This window comes from Kineothrix sp. IPX-CK (assembly GCF_039134705.1).
GTDB lineage: Bacteria > Bacillota > Clostridia > Lachnospirales > Lachnospiraceae > Kineothrix > Kineothrix sedimenti.
In genome coordinates this window covers 284,709-300,680 of record NZ_CP146256.1, presented here as the reverse complement: position 1 = coordinate 300,680, position 15,972 = coordinate 284,709, and the positions used below count along the sequence as shown (strand labels likewise).

14 protein-coding genes and 1 tRNA gene are annotated in these 15,972 nt (G+C 43.5%); 5 read left to right on the top strand and 10 right to left on the bottom strand.

The window, feature by feature from the left end; genetic code table 11:
• Positions 1–26: 26 nt before the first annotated feature.
• Genes recR through V6984_RS01405 form a run of 4 tightly spaced genes read right to left on the bottom strand, consistent with a single transcriptional unit; the run spans position 27 to position 3,648 of the window.
• Positions 27–623, bottom strand: a complete 597-nt coding sequence (gene recR, locus V6984_RS01420; RefSeq protein ID WP_342758047.1) for a recombination mediator RecR — start codon at positions 621–623, stop codon at positions 27–29.
• Positions 623–973, bottom strand: coding sequence for a YbaB/EbfC family nucleoid-associated protein (locus V6984_RS01415; RefSeq protein ID WP_342758046.1), 351 nt, complete (start codon positions 971–973; stop codon positions 623–625). Before V6984_RS01415 ends, recR begins: the two co-directional genes overlap by 1 nt.
• A 26-nt stretch (positions 974–999) precedes the next feature.
• On the bottom strand, positions 1,000–2,571 hold the full coding sequence (dnaX, locus tag V6984_RS01410) for a DNA polymerase III subunit gamma/tau (RefSeq protein WP_342758045.1): 1,572 nt from the start codon (positions 2,569–2,571) through the stop codon (positions 1,000–1,002).
• Between the two features lie 3 nt (positions 2,572–2,574).
• Complete coding sequence (locus V6984_RS01405) at positions 2,575–3,648, bottom strand: ATP-dependent 6-phosphofructokinase (RefSeq protein ID WP_342758044.1); 1,074 nt, start codon at positions 3,646–3,648, stop codon at positions 2,575–2,577.
• A 162-nt stretch (positions 3,649–3,810) separates the two neighbouring features.
• Here V6984_RS01405 and V6984_RS01400 point away from each other — a divergent pair.
• The 5 genes from V6984_RS01400 to V6984_RS01380 all read left to right on the top strand — a co-directional run bounded on the left by V6984_RS01400 (position 3,811) and on the right by V6984_RS01380 (position 9,189).
• A tRNA-Ser gene (locus tag V6984_RS01400) sits at positions 3,811–3,898 on the top strand.
• Positions 3,899–4,272: 374 nt separating this feature from the next.
• The gene (locus tag V6984_RS01395; RefSeq protein ID WP_342758043.1) at positions 4,273–4,959 is read left to right on the top strand and encodes a response regulator transcription factor; all 687 of its coding nucleotides are present in this window, start codon (positions 4,273–4,275) and stop codon (positions 4,957–4,959) included.
• A complete protein-coding gene (locus V6984_RS01390; protein WP_342758042.1) occupies positions 4,956–6,110 on the top strand; it encodes a HAMP domain-containing sensor histidine kinase in 1,155 nt (384 codons plus the stop codon). The genes V6984_RS01395 and V6984_RS01390 overlap by 4 nt, the downstream gene beginning before the upstream one ends.
• Positions 6,091–8,427, top strand: a complete 2,337-nt coding sequence (locus V6984_RS01385; RefSeq protein ID WP_342758041.1) for an ABC transporter permease — start codon at positions 6,091–6,093, stop codon at positions 8,425–8,427. Before V6984_RS01390 ends, V6984_RS01385 begins: the two co-directional genes overlap by 20 nt.
• A gap of 3 nt (positions 8,428–8,430) precedes the next feature.
• A complete protein-coding gene (locus V6984_RS01380) occupies positions 8,431–9,189 on the top strand; it encodes an ABC transporter ATP-binding protein (RefSeq protein ID WP_342758040.1) in 759 nt (252 codons plus the stop codon).
• A gap of 186 nt (positions 9,190–9,375) precedes the next feature.
• Here V6984_RS01380 and vanT read toward each other — a convergent pair whose 3' ends face one another.
• The 6 genes from vanT to V6984_RS01350 all read right to left on the bottom strand — a co-directional run bounded on the left by vanT (position 9,376) and on the right by V6984_RS01350 (position 15,852).
• Complete coding sequence (gene vanT / locus V6984_RS01375) at positions 9,376–10,566, bottom strand: serine racemase VanT catalytic subunit (protein ID WP_342758039.1); 1,191 nt, start codon at positions 10,564–10,566, stop codon at positions 9,376–9,378.
• Positions 10,563–11,741: a D-alanine--D-serine ligase VanG gene (gene vanG / locus V6984_RS01370; protein WP_342758038.1), complete on the bottom strand. Its 1,179-nt coding sequence runs from the start codon at positions 11,739–11,741 to the stop codon at positions 10,563–10,565. Before vanG ends, vanT begins: the two co-directional genes overlap by 4 nt.
• A gap of 14 nt (positions 11,742–11,755) precedes the next feature.
• Positions 11,756–12,598 carry a M15 family metallopeptidase gene (locus tag V6984_RS01365; protein ID WP_342758037.1) on the bottom strand — a complete coding sequence of 281 codons (843 nt, stop codon included), beginning with the start codon at positions 12,596–12,598 and terminating at the stop codon, positions 11,756–11,758.
• Between the two features lie 146 nt (positions 12,599–12,744).
• A complete protein-coding gene (vanS, locus tag V6984_RS01360) occupies positions 12,745–13,941 on the bottom strand; it encodes a vancomycin resistance histidine kinase VanS (RefSeq protein ID WP_425324224.1) in 1,197 nt (398 codons plus the stop codon).
• The gene (vanR, locus tag V6984_RS01355; protein ID WP_342759918.1) at positions 13,868–14,575 is read right to left on the bottom strand and encodes a VanR-ABDEGLN family response regulator transcription factor; all 708 of its coding nucleotides are present in this window, start codon (positions 14,573–14,575) and stop codon (positions 13,868–13,870) included. The genes vanS and vanR overlap by 74 nt, the downstream gene beginning before the upstream one ends.
• Positions 14,576–14,880: 305 nt before the next feature.
• On the bottom strand, positions 14,881–15,852 hold the full coding sequence (locus V6984_RS01350) for an AraC family transcriptional regulator (RefSeq protein WP_342758035.1): 972 nt from the start codon (positions 15,850–15,852) through the stop codon (positions 14,881–14,883).
• Positions 15,853–15,972 lie beyond the last annotated feature (120 nt).

Here is a 15,972-nt window from a genome sequence, read left to right as displayed (position 1 = left end):
CCATATCTTCTTTTGCTCTTATATTTTTATAGCTCAGTCCTTCCTTCTAAGGCACGAAGCAGCGTTACCTCATCGATGTACTCCAAGTCGCCGCCTACCGGCACTCCGCTGGCAATTCTGGTCACTCTTATTCCTGCGGGTTTTATAAGTTTGCTGATGTACATAGCCGTAGTCTCACCTTCCAAACTGGAGTTAGTGGCTATAATCACTTCCTCCACTTCGCCTTCCAGCCTCGCCATAAGCTCCTTCAGCTTAATATCGCTTGGACCGATACCGAGCATAGGAGAAATCGCGCCGTGAAGCACATGATATACTCCCTCATATTTGCCGGTTTTCTCATAGGCCGCCAAATCTCTGGTATTCTCTACAACCATGATGACACCATGGTTTCTTTTTTCATTCGCGCATACGGGACATAATTCCTGATCCGTAAGCGTAAAACAGTTCTGACAGTAGCGGACATTCTCCTTCGCCTCCAATATGGTGCTCGCCAGCCGCTGCACTCTCTCTTTGGGCATATTGATTAAATGAAACGCCAGCCTCCCCGCAGATTTCGTACCGATTCCCGGAAGCCCCGATAATTCATCGATTAATTTATTGATAGGTCCGCTGTATAGATCCATTAGAACGGTAAGCCTCCTCCAAGACCTAAACCACCGGTCATCTTATTCATCACTTCCGCATTCGCCTCTTCCGCCTGACGAAGCGCTTCGTTCGTTGCCGCCACGATTAAATCTTCCAGCATCTCGATGTCTTCGGGATCTACTACCTCTGCAGATAGTTTCACCTTCACGATTTCTTTCTTACCCGTTACCGTGACCTCAACGGCTCCGCCGCCTGCTGCTGCGGTAAATTCCTTCGTCTCCATTTCCTTCTGGTTTTCTTCCATCTGTCTTTGCATACGCTGCGCCTGCTTCATCAGATTATTCATATTACCCGGCATACCTCCGGAAAATCCTCCACGTTTTGCCATTTAATTCATATCCTCCTATTTTTATATTATTCATTTTCTATTTCTATATCCATGTGAATAAGCCTGCTCAAATCGATATACGAATCTTCAAATTCCCTATCGCTTCCTATTCCTTGCACATTCACTTCGATTTCCTTCTCCACTGCATCAGAAATAATGCGCTGCAGCTGCTCCTTATTGTCCGGGTTCTTCATCAGGTAATCAGAGGCAAGTCCGTCCGCCACCACTATCATCAGCTTGTTATCCCCCCCCAGGCTCAGTCTTGCGTCCTTAAGATAGGTCTTCATCGGCTGATCCGTATTCATCACTATAGAGGGCCAACGCTCCACAACCGTTTTCACATCCTCCGGAACCGCCTTTGGCAGCTCTGCTTTTGCCTTTTTTTTCTGCTCCGTCTGTCCTGCGTCCGACACACCGGCGCTTTGAGGCATTACTACGGTCACACCTTTTTCTACTTTATCCTCCAGCTCTCTCACCCTGCCGAGCAAGGACTGTTCGTCCGTCTCCATGCTGGGCTTGCACAGTTTGATGAGCGATACTTCTATCAATATCCTTTTCTGAGTGGCATAACGAAGCTTCCCTGAAAGCTCTGAAAAAATACGGATATATCTTATGATCGTATCCATATCCGTCTTCTGTGCTTCTTCCTTCAGTCTTTCCAGATTCTCGCTGGACACATCTATGACATCCTCGATATCGTCAGAGGTAAGCACCAAGAGAAGGTTTCTCAAATACCAAGTGAAATCAGTCACGAACTGGGATAATTCTCTTCCTTGAATGACTATCTCTTCCAACAGCTCGATGCAGCCGGAGACGTTTCTATCCAGAACCTGCGCAAACATCCTGCTGAAAAACACCGTGTCCACCGCCCCCAACACATCCAGCGCTTTATCATAGGTAAGCTCTTCGCCGAAATGAAAGGCAACACACTGATCTAACAGGCTTAATGCATCTCTCATGGAGCCGTCTGCCGTCTTGGCGATGTAGCGGAGCGCTCTATCCTCTGCTTGTACTCCTTCAGCCAGCATCAGCTCATTCAGCCTTGCAGAAATCGTATCGATAGTAATTCTCCGGAAATCATATCTCTGGCACCTGGACAATATCGTTATCGGTATCTTATGGACCTCCGTGGTCGCCAATATAAAAATGACGTAGGAAGGCGGTTCCTCCAAGGTCTTCAGCAAAGCGTTGAAGGCTCCTATAGATAGCATATGAACCTCATCGATAATATAAACCTTATATTTTCCTTCTGCCGGAGAGTAGGATACCTCATCTACGATTTCGCGGATGTTATCCACACCGTTATTGGAGGCGGCATCTATCTCGATAACATTCATGCTGGCTCCCGATGCGATCGCCTTGCATAGGGCACATTCCCCGCAGGGGCTTGCATCCTTCGGGCTCTGGCAGTTTACCGCCTTGGCAAATATTTTCGCCACCGAGGTTTTTCCGGTCCCTCTCGTTCCGCAGAAAAGATAGGCATGTCCGATGCGCTCCGCTCTTATTTGATTTTTCAATGTAGTTACTATATGGTCCTGCCCCTTGACATCTTCAAAGCCCTGAGGCCGGAACTTGCGATATAACGCGGTATAAGACATAGTTTAATCTCCAAAGCTTATTCCCAACATCTTGGCTTCTCTGACAACGCCGGAATCGGGAGAAACCATCTTCAGCTTTCCCGCCACCTCTTCCAGAGGAACCTTTACTATTTCCCGATTCTTGTAGCCTACCATACACCCGTACTCCCCATCCAGAACCATCTTACCGGCTTCTGAGCCGAGCCGGCTTGCAAATACTCTGTCATACGGGCAGGGACTTCCGCCGCGCTGAGTGTGCCCCGGAACGGTAACGCGCACATCACGGCCGGTCTTTTCCCTGATTTGCTGCGCAATCTCATAGGAAACAGAAGGAAATTTATAATTTTTTAATTTTTCTTTATATTCTTTCTTCGACAGCTTGGAGTCCTCCTTGGAAATGGCACCCTCCGCAACTGCTAAAATCGTAAATCTGCGTCCATTTTTACTTCTTTCTTCAATTTTATGGATTATCTTATCGATATCGTAAGGAATCTCGGGTATGAGGATAATATCGGCGCCTCCGGCGATTCCGGAGTTCAACGTCAAGAATCCAACCTTGTGCCCCATTACCTCCACGATAAATACCCGTCCATGAGAGGCCGCTGTGGTATGGATGCAGTCAATGGCTTCCGTTGCGATGTTGACAGCACTCTGAAAGCCGAAGGTCATGTCCGTCCCCCACAAATCATTGTCGATGGTCTTGGGCAGAGTCACGACATTAAGCCCTTCCTCACGCAGAAGATTGGCCGTCTTATGGGTGCCGTTTCCGCCCAGAATGACGAGACAGTCCAAACGCAGCTTGTGATAGTTCTGCTTCATCGCATCCACCTTATCGATTCCGTTCTCATCCGGTTCCTTTATCTGCTTAAAAGGCGTCCGGGAGCTTCCCAGTATGGTTCCGCCCTTTGTGAGTATCCCCGAAAAATCGGTACTGGCCAGCATACGGAAATTGCCGTAAATCAGCCCCTTATAGCCTTCTAAAAAGCCGTAAATCTCCACTCGTTCTCCACTGTTAAAAAGACATTTCCCCACTCCGCGCATTGCCGCGTTAAGAGCCTGACAATCTCCGCCGCTTGTTAGCATTCCAATTCTTTTCATCGGTCTTCCTCCATAAAAAATGTCTTGATTTTTTCCGGGCCCTTAAACAGTTCCGTATACTACGCATTTTATAGTAAACTTTGTATTTTGTCAAAAAATTTACCAAGTATCTTGCTAAAATCAAAAATATAATATAGAATGTAATCTGTTGAATTGCAAACTGGAGATGTACCCAAGTGGCTGAAGGGTCCGGATTCGAAATCCGGTAGGTCGGTTCGCCGGCGCAAGGGTTCAAATCCCTTCATCTCCGTCATATTTGTACATTGCGACCGCAACAGATTTGCCCTGCCGCCATCCGTTTCACTCCGGAAGGCGGCGGGGCCTTTTTGTTTGCCATCTTCCACGGACATAAATAATGTATAAACACATGACTCGATATTATTCGTTCTATCGTATATAATATATAGTAATGACTTAAGCAAAGGAGATGGGCTATTCCGGAGACCGCGGAAAAGCCTGCTGATGGCAGACTGAAAAAACGACCGGATTGAATTTTATAAATTTTAAGGTAACTGAAAGGTAATGTTAAGTCAACATTAAAGTTCGATTGGATAAACTGAAAGGTTCGGCTGTTATGATAGCTTTGCAGGCCGGAAGTGAAAGATAAACTAGGAGGGATAAACCGTGAACCAAACCATTCTGATTGTGGATGACGAAAAAGAAATCCGTGAGCTTCTGCGGCTGTATATTGAAAAGGACGGGTATTCTACGGTACAGGCCGAAAACGGATTAGAGGCGCTTAAACAGGCCGACTCCGTGCAAATTGATCTGGCTATCATCGACATTATGATGCCGGAGCTTGACGGCTACCAGCTTATCAAAGCCTTGCGGGAACGTGGGAATCTTCCCATTATCGTCTTGAGTGCGAAAACGGAAAACCACGAAAAAATCTTGGGGCTTGACCTCGGAGCGGATGATTATGTAACAAAACCTTTTGACCCGCTGGAGGTGATTGCCCGAATCAGAGCCAGACTGCGCCGATATGGTGCGCAGATGGCGTATTCCAGTACGGCTTTGCTGACAGTGGGTGGGTTGACTCTGGATACCTCTGCTTGCACCTTGTGCTCCGACAATAAAAGCATACAGCTCACCGCCACAGAATTTAATATAATGAAGCTGTTTATGCAGAGCCCCGGCCGCGTGTTTACCAAACAGCAGATATATGATGCCGCATGGCAGGAAGCGGTTGCCGTTGACGACAATACGGTGATGGTCGCCATCAGCAAGCTACGGAGCAAGTTTCCCGGCGATTGCGGGGTGTCTATCGGCACAATCCGTGGGCTGGGGTATCGGTTGGAGGCGCAAAGATGAAGCGAAGATACAGCATATTGAGAACCGTTGTGATTAGGTTCATCGGCTATTTCCTAGGAATTGAGATTGTGATATCTGTATTGGAAGACATATTTAGTTCGCTTGTGTATGGCGCTGAACGTGAATTCCCTTATGACGGAATCCCCGGTATAGCGGCGAATATGGAACCGCACCAAATCGCACAGGTTGTTTTATGGGGACTGTTGCAAATGGCAGTATACTGTGTGGGAATTGCTCTTTTTGCACGCAGTATAAGCCGTAAAGTTTCTTATCCTGCCGGGCGCATGGCAGAAGGTTTTAGGGAGGTCTCAAACGGCAATTTGAACATCTTGCTGGATTTTGAAACAGAAACCGAGTTCAAAGAAATGCGAGATGCCTTCAACCATATGACACGAAAACTCAAAGACTACGAAGAAAAACGTCTGACTATGGAAAATGAACGGATGCGACTTTTCTCGCATATAGCCCATGATCTGAAAACTCCAATGACAACGATTACTGGATATGCTGGCGCTCTAGCAAGCGGCATGGTGGATGATGCGGATAAGCAACGGGAGTACTACATGGCAATCAAAGCAAAATCAGACCAAATGAACGCATTGGTGGACCAACTGCTTTCTTATTCCAAACTGGGCGCGCCGCAGTATCAAATGGAATTAGTTTCAGCCGATATAGCAGAACTTCTTCGCGTGGCTTGCGCCTCCCTCTTCGGAGAAATAGAGAGTAAGCAGATGGAACTTGACCTGCGGCTGCCGGAAGAACCTGTATTTATCAAAATGGATTCGCTGGAAATGAGCCGCGCCGTCGGCAATCTTCTGACCAATGCGATTCGTCATAACCCGGAGGGTAGCCTGCTGTCTGTAAGTCTGACGGAAGAATCTGAACATATCATCATTCAAATTGCGGACAACGGCGCGATTATCCCTGAAGCAATTGAAGCAAATTTGTTCGAACCCTTTATTTCCGGCAGCGATTCAAGAAGCTCTGGCAGCGGAACGGGGCTGGGGCTTGCCATTGTGAAAAAAGTGGCGGAGCAGCATTCCGGCGATGTCTTTGTGTCGGACACTATCGCACCCTACACAAAGATGTTTGTTTTACGCTTGCCTAAAAACAAGAAAAGCGGAGGTAGAAATGTACAGGAATCTTATTAAAAACGACATAAGTAAAAGCAAGCTGATTACCGTGACAATCACAGCGTTTATCCTAACTGCGGCTATACTCACCGCTTTAGCGGTCTCGCTAACCGTGAATCTGTCAGGCGCTGTTGATAATATACTGCTCTCGTCAAAGGCAGTTCATTTTATACAGATGCACACCGGCGATGTGGATATGGAACAGCTCTGGAAATTCGCCGATGATCAAGAGGCTGTGGAGGATTCTCAGGTGCTGCCGTTTCTCAACATCGACGGTGCTGAAATTGTAATCGGAGAGAACTCCCTTGCCGACAGTGTACAGGATAACGGCTTTTCCATACAAAGTGAAAAATTCGATTTCCTGCTCGACTTAAACAACGAAATCATCCATCCCTCAAACGGTGAAATCTATTTCCCTATTTACTATATGCAAGAGGGTAACGTAAAGCTCGGTGACAAGGTAACGATTCATGGCGTGGATTTTACCGTGACGGGATTCCTGCGGGATTCCACAATGAACGCGGCACTTGTATCCTCCAAGCGGTTCCTTGTGAGTGAAGCTGACTTTGAAAAAGTCCGGGAGTTCGGGCAACTGGAACAGCTCATAGAGTTTCGGTTAAAGGACAGGGTTTCCTATACAGATTTTGAAACCGCCTATCTCGAAGCGGGACTTCCAGCAAACGGTCCGCCTGCTATCACATACACGCAAATAAGACTGATAAATGGTCTTACGGACGGCATCATGATTGGCGTACTGGCATTGATTGTCATACTGGTAATTATCGTGGTGTTTTTGTGCATCCGTTTCACACTGCTGGCAAAAATCGAGGAAGATTACAGGGAAATCGGCGTATTAAAGGCTGTTGGAACGCGGGTGAGCGACATTAAAAAACTCTACATCGCAAAATACGGCGTCATCGCCGGAATAGCCTGTGTACTCGGATTCCTGCTCTCCATTCCACTCTCAGAGCCATTCATGCAAAACATCCGCCTATACATGGGAGAAAGCGGTCGTCAGACACTTTTATTGGGCTTGCTTTGTGGCTTTGTCGGAGCGGCGGCGATTTACAGCGTAGTTTTGCTGTATGTAAACGGCGTGCTGCAGCGCTTTCGGAAGATATCGGCTGCGCAGGCGGTTCGATTCGGCGCCCTCCGGGAAAAATCAAAATTGGCAAGAGGTTTCCGGCTGAGTAGCAACCGACTCTTTTCCCGGAACGTTTTTCTCGGAATCAAGGATATTCTTGCCCGCAAAAAACTATATGTGACAATGCTCACGGTGCTGATTATATCGGCTTTCATTATGATTGTGCCGCAAAACATCTATAATACGATTTCGGCAAAGAGCTTTATCACCTATATGGGTATGGGGATATGCGATGCCACTTTGTATATCAAGCCCACACAGGCGGAGTCGGTCACTCAAAAGGGCGTGGAAGCGGCAAATTCACTGGCAGCAGATGAAAACGTGGAAAAGTACGCCATGATAACGACCAAAATGTTTGATATGAAAGCGGATGACGGCTCCACGCAGAAGCTGAGGGTGAACTTGGGCGACCATGCGGCCTATCCGATTACCTATATACAGGGAACGGTTCCACAGACAGAATCGGAGATTGCAATTTCCGCCCTGTACGCAGACGACCTGACAAAAGCCATTGGCGATGAAATCGTTTTAAACGTTGACGGTACTGAAAAGTGGCTGACGGTAAGCGGGGTTTATTCTGACATTACCAGCGGCGGCAGGACGGCGCAAGCCGTTTTTGAAACTGATTCTGGAGATATTTTATCGGTCAGTATCCCAATGACTTTCCGAGCAGGTGCAGACGCCGAAGCAATCATAGCTCAGTATAAGGAGCAATTCCCTTTTGCTAAGATATACGGCGTTGAGGATATCATCAGTCAGATGTTCGGTACCATGATAAACTCGGTTAAGATGGCTTCCTATGCTGCAATAGGGGTAACCGTTCTGCTCACCATACTGGTCACGGTGCTGTTTATGAAGATGCTGGTGGCCAAAGACCGTTATTCCATTGCGATTTTGAAATCAATGGGCTTCACGAGTAATGGTATTCGCAGGCAATATCTGATACGCTCCATAATTGTACTGGCACTGGGCGTTGTCATCGGAACAATTATGGCTAACACGCTGGGCGAGTACGTTGGGGGTGCATTCGTATCCTCATTTGGCGCGACCGCTTTCAACTTTGTGGTCAATCCGTTTTTTGCCTACATCGTTTCTCCGCTGTTAATTGCGACATTTGTATATATTGCCACATTGCTGGGTGTATCAGACATTCGTTCGCTCAAAATTTCCGAACACATTAAGGAGGCATAGGACATGGAAAACATCATTACTGGAAAAAATATCGTAAAAATCTATGGAAATGGCACTGAACAAACAAAGGCGCTTGATATGGTAAATGTAGAAATAAAAAAAGGGGAATTTGTCGCCGTTATGGGTCCGTCAGGCTCTGGGAAATCCACCCTGCTGTTCATACTTTCCGGTATGGACGATATATCGGACGGATCGGTGAAGTTCGGCGATACCGAGCTTTCTAAACTCCGAGAAAATGAGCTTGCGGATGTACGCCGGACGAAAATGGGGGTTATCTTTCAGCAGCCTACTATGCTTAAAAATCTGAATCTTCTGGATAACATCCTCCTGCCCGCCGTTCGGGACGGCAAGAAGGATACTGTGGCGCTGGGGCAAAGGGCAAAAGCGCTGATGCAAAAAACGGGAATTGATGGGCTTGAAAACAGAGATATCACCGAAGTTTCGGGCGGACAGCTTCAGCGGGCCGGTATCTGCCGCGCACTGATAAACGCGCCGGAAATCCTTTTTGCTGACGAACCGACAGGTGCGCTTAATTCCAAATCGGCCGAGGAAATCATGGGGTTACTGGTGGGTATCAACAGGGAAGGCACCTCGATTCTGCTTGTAACCCACGACGCGAAGATTGCCGCCTATGCCGACAGAATTTTGTTCACGAAAGATGGAAATATTGTCTCCGAGCTTCCGCTGCAAAAATTCAACGGAAAGGATATGGAGGCAAGAACCGAAAAAATACTCGCACAGATGGCGGCTGTAGGGATTTAGGCGCAGGAAGCAGCGAGGGGATGCAATTGCAGATGATTGTTTTGGGACAACGGCATTACCTTAAAAGAGAAAAAGCTTTTAGATATTGGCTGTAGCAGCGGATATTCCTTCTGATTCCCAAGAGGTTTTGTAAATTTATTACACTCATGAAATTGACATAATCCCCTCTGCATTTTCGCTATTTTATTAAATCATTATCCTTTCTAACCGTGCCCCTAAACGGCTTAACAGCTCATTGGTAATCGTTTTTGTTTGTTCCGCCAGGTCATAGGCTGTTATTTCAGAGTTGCCGGATTTTCCAATTACAACGGCAATATCCCCACTCATGACATTAGGAATATCAGATATATCAACTAATGTCTGGTCCATACAGATACGGCCTGCAATTGGTGCTTCATAACCGTTTATTAAGACTTTTCCATTTCCGCAGGACAATGAACGAGGCAAGCCATCGGCATATCCGATTGCAAGAACAGCGATTTTTCTATCCCTGTTGGCAGTATATTGTAAACCATATCCGGCGTTTTCTCCCTTGAATAAATCTTTTACCGACGCTACTCTTGCTTTAACAGAAAGTACGGGACGTAAATCTATAGTATGATTTAGCATATCTTCACGATTACTAAGCACCCCATAAAGCGCAATCCCAATTCTCGCATAATCTCCCGATAATTCGGGGTAATTCAACAGCCCACAGCTTGCCTGTAAGTGTATTTTAGGACAAATATAACCACACTCTTTCAGTCTGGAAATCACTTCAAAAAACGTAGTTGCCTGTTTCATAGTAAAAGCCTTTTCTTGCGGCAGGGTATTATCAGAAGCACATAAGTGAGTATACAAACCTTCTATGATAAGATTTTTACATTTAAAGATATTACAAATATCATCAAATTTTTCGCTGCGTTCGCCTAAACGATGCATACCCGTATCAATTTTTAAGTGCACTTTGATCTTTTTACCATAAGCATTCAATATCTCTGCATATGGATAATCAATTACAGTCTGGATTAAGTGGTATTTATTCAATAAAAAAAATTGCTTTGAGCAGGTATATCCTAAAATTAAAATGTCTCCTTTTATGCCATTACGCCGGAGCTCTACCCCCTCTGAAACAGTAGCCACGCAAAAACAGTGAACACCAAAAGAATTTAATTCCTTTGATACTAGAACAGCACCGTGGCCGTAAGCGTTGGCTTTTACCGCCGGCATTAGCTGGCAGCCGGACGGTAATAAATTGTATAGTTGGTTGACGTTATGGCGTAGGTTTTGGGAATTAAGTTCGATCCATGCGCGTCCCTTTCGATAAGGATACTGAGCATTTGATAAAATAAGATTTCCAGTATAAAAACGATGCTGCGGCAAAACTACAGTCTTCATTTATTCACCGCCCGTTCAATCGCTGTTGAGATAATCTGCTCAAATGACACACCGGCAGCTTTCAGCATATTAGGAAAACGACTATGAGCCGTAAATCCGGGTATTGTATTTACCTCGTTAAATACAATTTTTTCGGAAGCAGATAAAAACATATCAACTCGTGCAAATCCTTGGCAACCTAATGCCTTGAAAATTGTTTTTGCCGTTCTCTTCACCTTTTCTGCTGTCACAGCGTCTATTCGTGCGGGAACATGAATAGCAGACGTTTTAAGCGTATATTTTTCAGTAAAGCTAAAAAATCCGTCTGCAAGTTCTATTTCATCTACTTCACCAACAATCAGATTATCATTTTTATTTTCTAAAACAGCGCAGCCTACTTCAAAACCAGAAATGCACTCTTCAATAATGACCCTTTCATCATACTCAAATGCTAACTTTATAGCCGCCGGAAGGTCATGGTGGTTTGTTACTTTCGTAATTCCATAAGATGATCCTGCCCTTACCGGCTTTACAAACTGGGGGTATCCTATCCTTTCTGCTTGTGTAAAGGCCTCTTCTTCGTCCAAATTCTTTTCAAGGACAAAAGAATTTGGAACAGATATTCCCGCAGCACGAACGAGCTTATGTGCTATGTCCTTGTCCATGCACAACGCAGAAGAAAGAGTACCGCAGCCTGCAATGGGAATGCCCGCAAGTTCAAACATCCCCTGCACCGTTCCGTCCTCACCGTTTTTTCCATGTAAGACGGGAAAAGCCATATCAATATGGACTTTTTTAATTTTGTTATTTTCTAACGTAAGCAAATCGTGTTCAGTTCTATTAAGCGATACCATTACGGGAGTGCAATCAGTAGTATTACACCATGTATCCGCTGTTATTTTTTCAATATCACCATCAAACTTAAACCACTCCCCTTTTGATGAAATACCTATCAATATGGGAGTGTATTCTTCCTTATTCATGTGACAAATTACCGCATAGGCAGATTCAAGCGACACGCTGTATTCTGCTGAACAACCACCAAAAATAACTGCAATATTTTGCTGTAATTGCGGACAACGCTTTAAAAGTTCTTTATCTACGCTTTCTTTGAAACCTTTTGAAGTCGCAATATCTTCCGCTGCCTTTTGTAACGCAGTTTCCGTTTCTTTTCTAAAATTATTTTCTAAGTTCATTGAACAGCCCTCTTTCAGTTTGTTTTATTGAGATATTCTTCAAGACAAATGCCTTGATTGTATATATCTGCAGCAGCTTCCATTCCGACATAACGATAATGCCAAGGCTCATTAATTACTCCCGTTATATCTGTTTTGCCGGCCGGATAACGAAGAATAAATCCAAATTTATAGCTATTTTGACTGAGCCATTCGTATACTTCTTCTCCGGTGGAATAAATACCATCTGCATTGATGTCAACTCCAAGCCCTAATTGATGTTCACTTGTTCCGGGAATGGCTACCCACTCTTCGGCTTTGGTCGTTGCTTCTTCGAATGAATAGCCTTCGGCTTGATATTCAGCAACTTTTTCGTCCATTAAATTCTGCTGTTTTTGTGTGGTTCTGTATCCAGACGCCACAATAGGATATATGTTATCACTTCTTGCGGCATCAAACATTTCCTGCAATGCCGGATATATCCGTTTATCTATGCATTGTCCGTCTGCCAATTCTGTTAATTCTACCTCGTAACCATCCGGAATGCGACTCCATTTATTTACTAAAATCAAACACCATGCGGTTTCTTCAGCGTCGGTTTTATCTAGCTTGTTTTCCTCATTGCTTATTGAATTGGCATGAAAATCAGTATCATTTGTCTCAACAGCAGAATTAAGAATTTTAGGCTGTTTATCTTCGCCAACCGGTTCATTGTTTGATAACAGACCAAAACCCAACATTGTTGCAGCAAGACAGTAACACGCCAATAAAGCTAATAAAAATAAACGTTTACGTCTGAACCGGGCTTTGCGTCTTAATTTCTTGCGCGGTTTATGTTTATGTCTATTAATATCATCATTGCTTGAATATTCTTTCATTCATAGTAACCCTTCTTTCCCATTTGGATAAATGCGGATATAAAAAGCTCCTGTCCAGTAATTATCTTACCGAACAGAAGCTGCATTGATTTTAATATTCAGTTATTTAATTCCTAAGAAAATCCTAATATCCGATTGATATTTTCCTAAACCGGCTGCGGCAAGATAACAGTAAATATAATCGTATTATTTTCGCTTTGTGCTTCAATGCTCCCGCCATGTAAAGATACAATCTCCTTTGCTATCGCTAAACCAAGGCCGGCTCCTCCTGTATTTGAAGTTCGGGCTTCGTCCATCCGGTAAAACTTCTCAAAAATTGCAGATAGCTCTTCCCTCGGAATAGTTTGTCCTTGGTTCTGAAATGAAATCACTACTTTGTCATTCTGCTCCTCGGCAGAGATAATAATTTCTGTATTTGGATAACTGTAAGCCACCGCATTTTTCAATATATTATTAAAGACCCTTGCCAATATTCCAGAGTCGGCATAAACAGTAAGATTTTCGTCAGCTTTCAGTATTGTGTTATTTCCATTTAAAGAAAGAATAGGCGTAAGCTCATCTGTTAATTGTACGAGCATATAATAAAGGTCTACCTTTTCTTTTTCTATTTTGATCTGCTGCAGATTATAGCGCGTGATTTCAAAAAACTCATTTATCATCTTTTCTAAACGATATGCTTTGTCGAGAGTTATATGCAGATATTTAGTTTTCTGTTCCATCGGCATATCGGGCGCTTCTTCCAATAAACTTAAATACCCGATTACAGATGTAAGGGGTGTCTTTATATCATGCGCAAGATACATGACTAAATCATTTTTTCTCTGTTCTGCCAACTGCACTTCCAGTTTGCGCTTTTCAAGCGTTTGTTTTACTGTATTCAACTTTTTTTCTATGGCCGACATTTCGGGTAATAGTTGGATTTCTGATTCATCCTCATTTAGCAAAGCATCAATGCCTTGATTTATTATATTGAAATATTGAGTAAACCAATTAAGGAAAAAGCGAAGCAGTATAAAAAAAATAATAGCGATAGCCGCCATCCAAATTATATTTCTATTGTTACGGAATATCTGCTGATATAGGCCAAGAGCACCATAATAATCTATTCTGAAACTCCGCCGGAATATAGAAACAATCCAATCACCGCCGTTATTTCTCCATAAAAATGTATATAAAACAGAAATAACTATGAAAGCAATAATTACCATACCAAGAAGGCGAAAAAACATCTTTGATTTTAGATGTGCATAATCAGCTTTATTAACTTTTCTATATTTGTGTTTCAATTTTATACCCCACTCCCCATATCGTTTTGATGTACTTCGGATTGTCCACAGTATCATCCATTTTTTCACGCAAATGACGAATATGAACGGTTATCGTGTTGTTGCTCTTGTTGTAATATTCGTCTTTCCAAATCCTATGAAACAATTCTTCTGCACTTACAACATTGCCTTTATTCTCTAAAAGAATGCGGAGTATTGAAAATTCAGTAGGGGTGAGTGCAAGTGGCTTTTCGTTTAATAAGCACTCATGTGTTTTAATATCCATTACCAAACCCGAATGGATGATAACAGTATCCTCCGTATCCTCGGAATGTGACAAATTGTATTTTTTATATCGCCGCAGCTGCGCCTTTACCCTTGCTACCATTTCAAGAGGTCGAAAAGGTTTTGTGATATAATCATCCGCACCCAATGTTAAGCCTGTAATTTTATCGATTTCTTCATCTTTTGCTGTCAGCATAATAATCGGGTAATTATATTGCTCTCGGATTTTTTGACATAATTTAAATCCATTCATATCCGGAAGCATAACGTCCAATATTGCAAGGTCAAGTTCGTTCACCTCAATATAGGCAAGAGCATCCCTTGCTGAATAAAATTTAAAAACAGTGTAGCCTTCATTTTTCAGATATAATTCAATTAAGTCTCCAATTTCATGTTCATCGTCTACAACAAGTATTTTTTCCAATATAACTATAATGCTCCTTTCCTTTGCATTGTAAATAACTCTTATTTTATCAAATAGTCATAAATGATTTGTAATTTTTCGAATAAGATATTATTAAGATTTTACTAATTCTATAACTTTTACAATTATCTTTGGGTTTTTCTGCGTCTCCCGGGAGCAGCCTCCGGCGCATATATATAATCCATGATTATCCGCCCTTCCCGTTTTATGCAGTATTATATGCGTGCAGCCGAATAATAACAATATATAAGCAGAAAAAACATAAATACATATTGTATGATAGCAAAGGAAGAGAGAGCCCCTATGCTCTACGTATTATGATAAAATTCCGAATCCGGCCGATAACATCTTATCCGATATTTCAGCGGGGTACAGCCATAGGTCTGCCGGAATTTCTTAATAAAATTGGAGGGATAGCCATATCCTGCATCTCTGGCAATTTCGGCTATACTCTTCTCCGTTGTGGCAAGGAGGTCTGCCGCATGAGACATTCTTAGAGAAGCGGTATATTCTCCGATAGTCATATGGTAATATTCGAAAAAACCTGTTTTAAGCTTCTGGGAATTGATGAGCAGCATCCGGCTGAGCGCCTCGATGGTCGGAGGATGGGTGAACTGCTCCGTCAGTATATCGCGGGCGCGCTGAATACTCTGAAAGTCCTTCTGATAGGAAAATACAGGCTGCGCCTGAAGCCTCTCACTTTCCAGGAGAACCCCCATGCACTCTAAAATTGCGGCTTCCAATAAAAGGCCGTTCAAGTTATCCTCTTCATCCCGTAATAACAAACGCTGTAAAATAACCATAATTTCCGCAGGAAGGTAGTGTCTGGTATGATTTTCCGGAAATTGCTCCAAGGGATCAAAGTTAGGAAAGCGAACAGCGATTTCCTGGAGAAATGCCGGATAGATCGTGAATTCTGCTCCATAAAAATGGTCGCCGGGCTTCCATGCCTGTCTCCCTTTCAAATGTCTCTCCAGCACAAGAAAGGCGGAAGCTTCAAAGGAAGAAACAGGCTGACGTTCCAGCTGGAACCTCGTCTTACCCTCATAAACGATCCCAAAACGCAAAAAGGGATCCGGTGTGTTGAACTGAACCACGAAAGAACGGGGAATGGTATAATCTGCAATTCCAAAATCATATAATCCGGGCCTTGTATAAAGATGAAGAAATCCATTTTTCGGATTTTCATATAAAGTATAATTTTCTTTTTCTACCGCCTGAAATCCTAATTCACGCAGCATAATCTGACGGAATTCATTAGGATTTTCTGAATAATACATAGAGACCTCCCCCTTTCTTATTGCCTGCAGTGTTCGTAAACCTTATTATACTTAAAACGTAAAAGTAATTCAATTAGATAATAAAATAATGAGAAAAGTCAAAATAGTTGCATGTAACTA

Bases quoted from the DNA above. Each gene is read 5' to 3' on its own strand.
- V6984_RS01385 (WP_342758041.1), top strand. From the start codon at position 6,091: ATGTACAGGAATCTTATTAAAAACGACATAAGTAAAAGCAAGCTGATT.
- recR (WP_342758047.1), bottom strand. From the start codon at position 623: ATGGATCTATACAGCGGACCTATCAATAAATTAATCGATGAATTATCG.
- V6984_RS01350 (WP_342758035.1), bottom strand. From the start codon at position 15,852: ATGTATTATTCAGAAAATCCTAATGAATTCCGTCAGATTATGCTGCGT.
- dnaX (WP_342758045.1), bottom strand. From the start codon at position 2,571: ATGTCTTATACCGCGTTATATCGCAAGTTCCGGCCTCAGGGCTTTGAA.
- V6984_RS01365 (WP_342758037.1), bottom strand. From the start codon at position 12,598: ATGAAAGAATATTCAAGCAATGATGATATTAATAGACATAAACATAAA.
- V6984_RS01405 (WP_342758044.1), bottom strand. From the start codon at position 3,648: ATGAAAAGAATTGGAATGCTAACAAGCGGCGGAGATTGTCAGGCTCTT.
- vanT (WP_342758039.1), bottom strand. From the start codon at position 10,566: ATGAAGACTGTAGTTTTGCCGCAGCATCGTTTTTATACTGGAAATCTT.
- V6984_RS01390 (WP_342758042.1), top strand. From the start codon at position 4,956: ATGAAGCGAAGATACAGCATATTGAGAACCGTTGTGATTAGGTTCATC.
- V6984_RS01415 (WP_342758046.1), bottom strand. From the start codon at position 973: ATGGCAAAACGTGGAGGATTTTCCGGAGGTATGCCGGGTAATATGAAT.
- vanG (WP_342758038.1), bottom strand. From the start codon at position 11,741: ATGAACTTAGAAAATAATTTTAGAAAAGAAACGGAAACTGCGTTACAA.
- vanS (WP_425324224.1), bottom strand. From the start codon at position 13,941: ATGATACTGTGGACAATCCGAAGTACATCAAAACGATATGGGGAGTGG.
- V6984_RS01380 (WP_342758040.1), top strand. From the start codon at position 8,431: ATGGAAAACATCATTACTGGAAAAAATATCGTAAAAATCTATGGAAAT.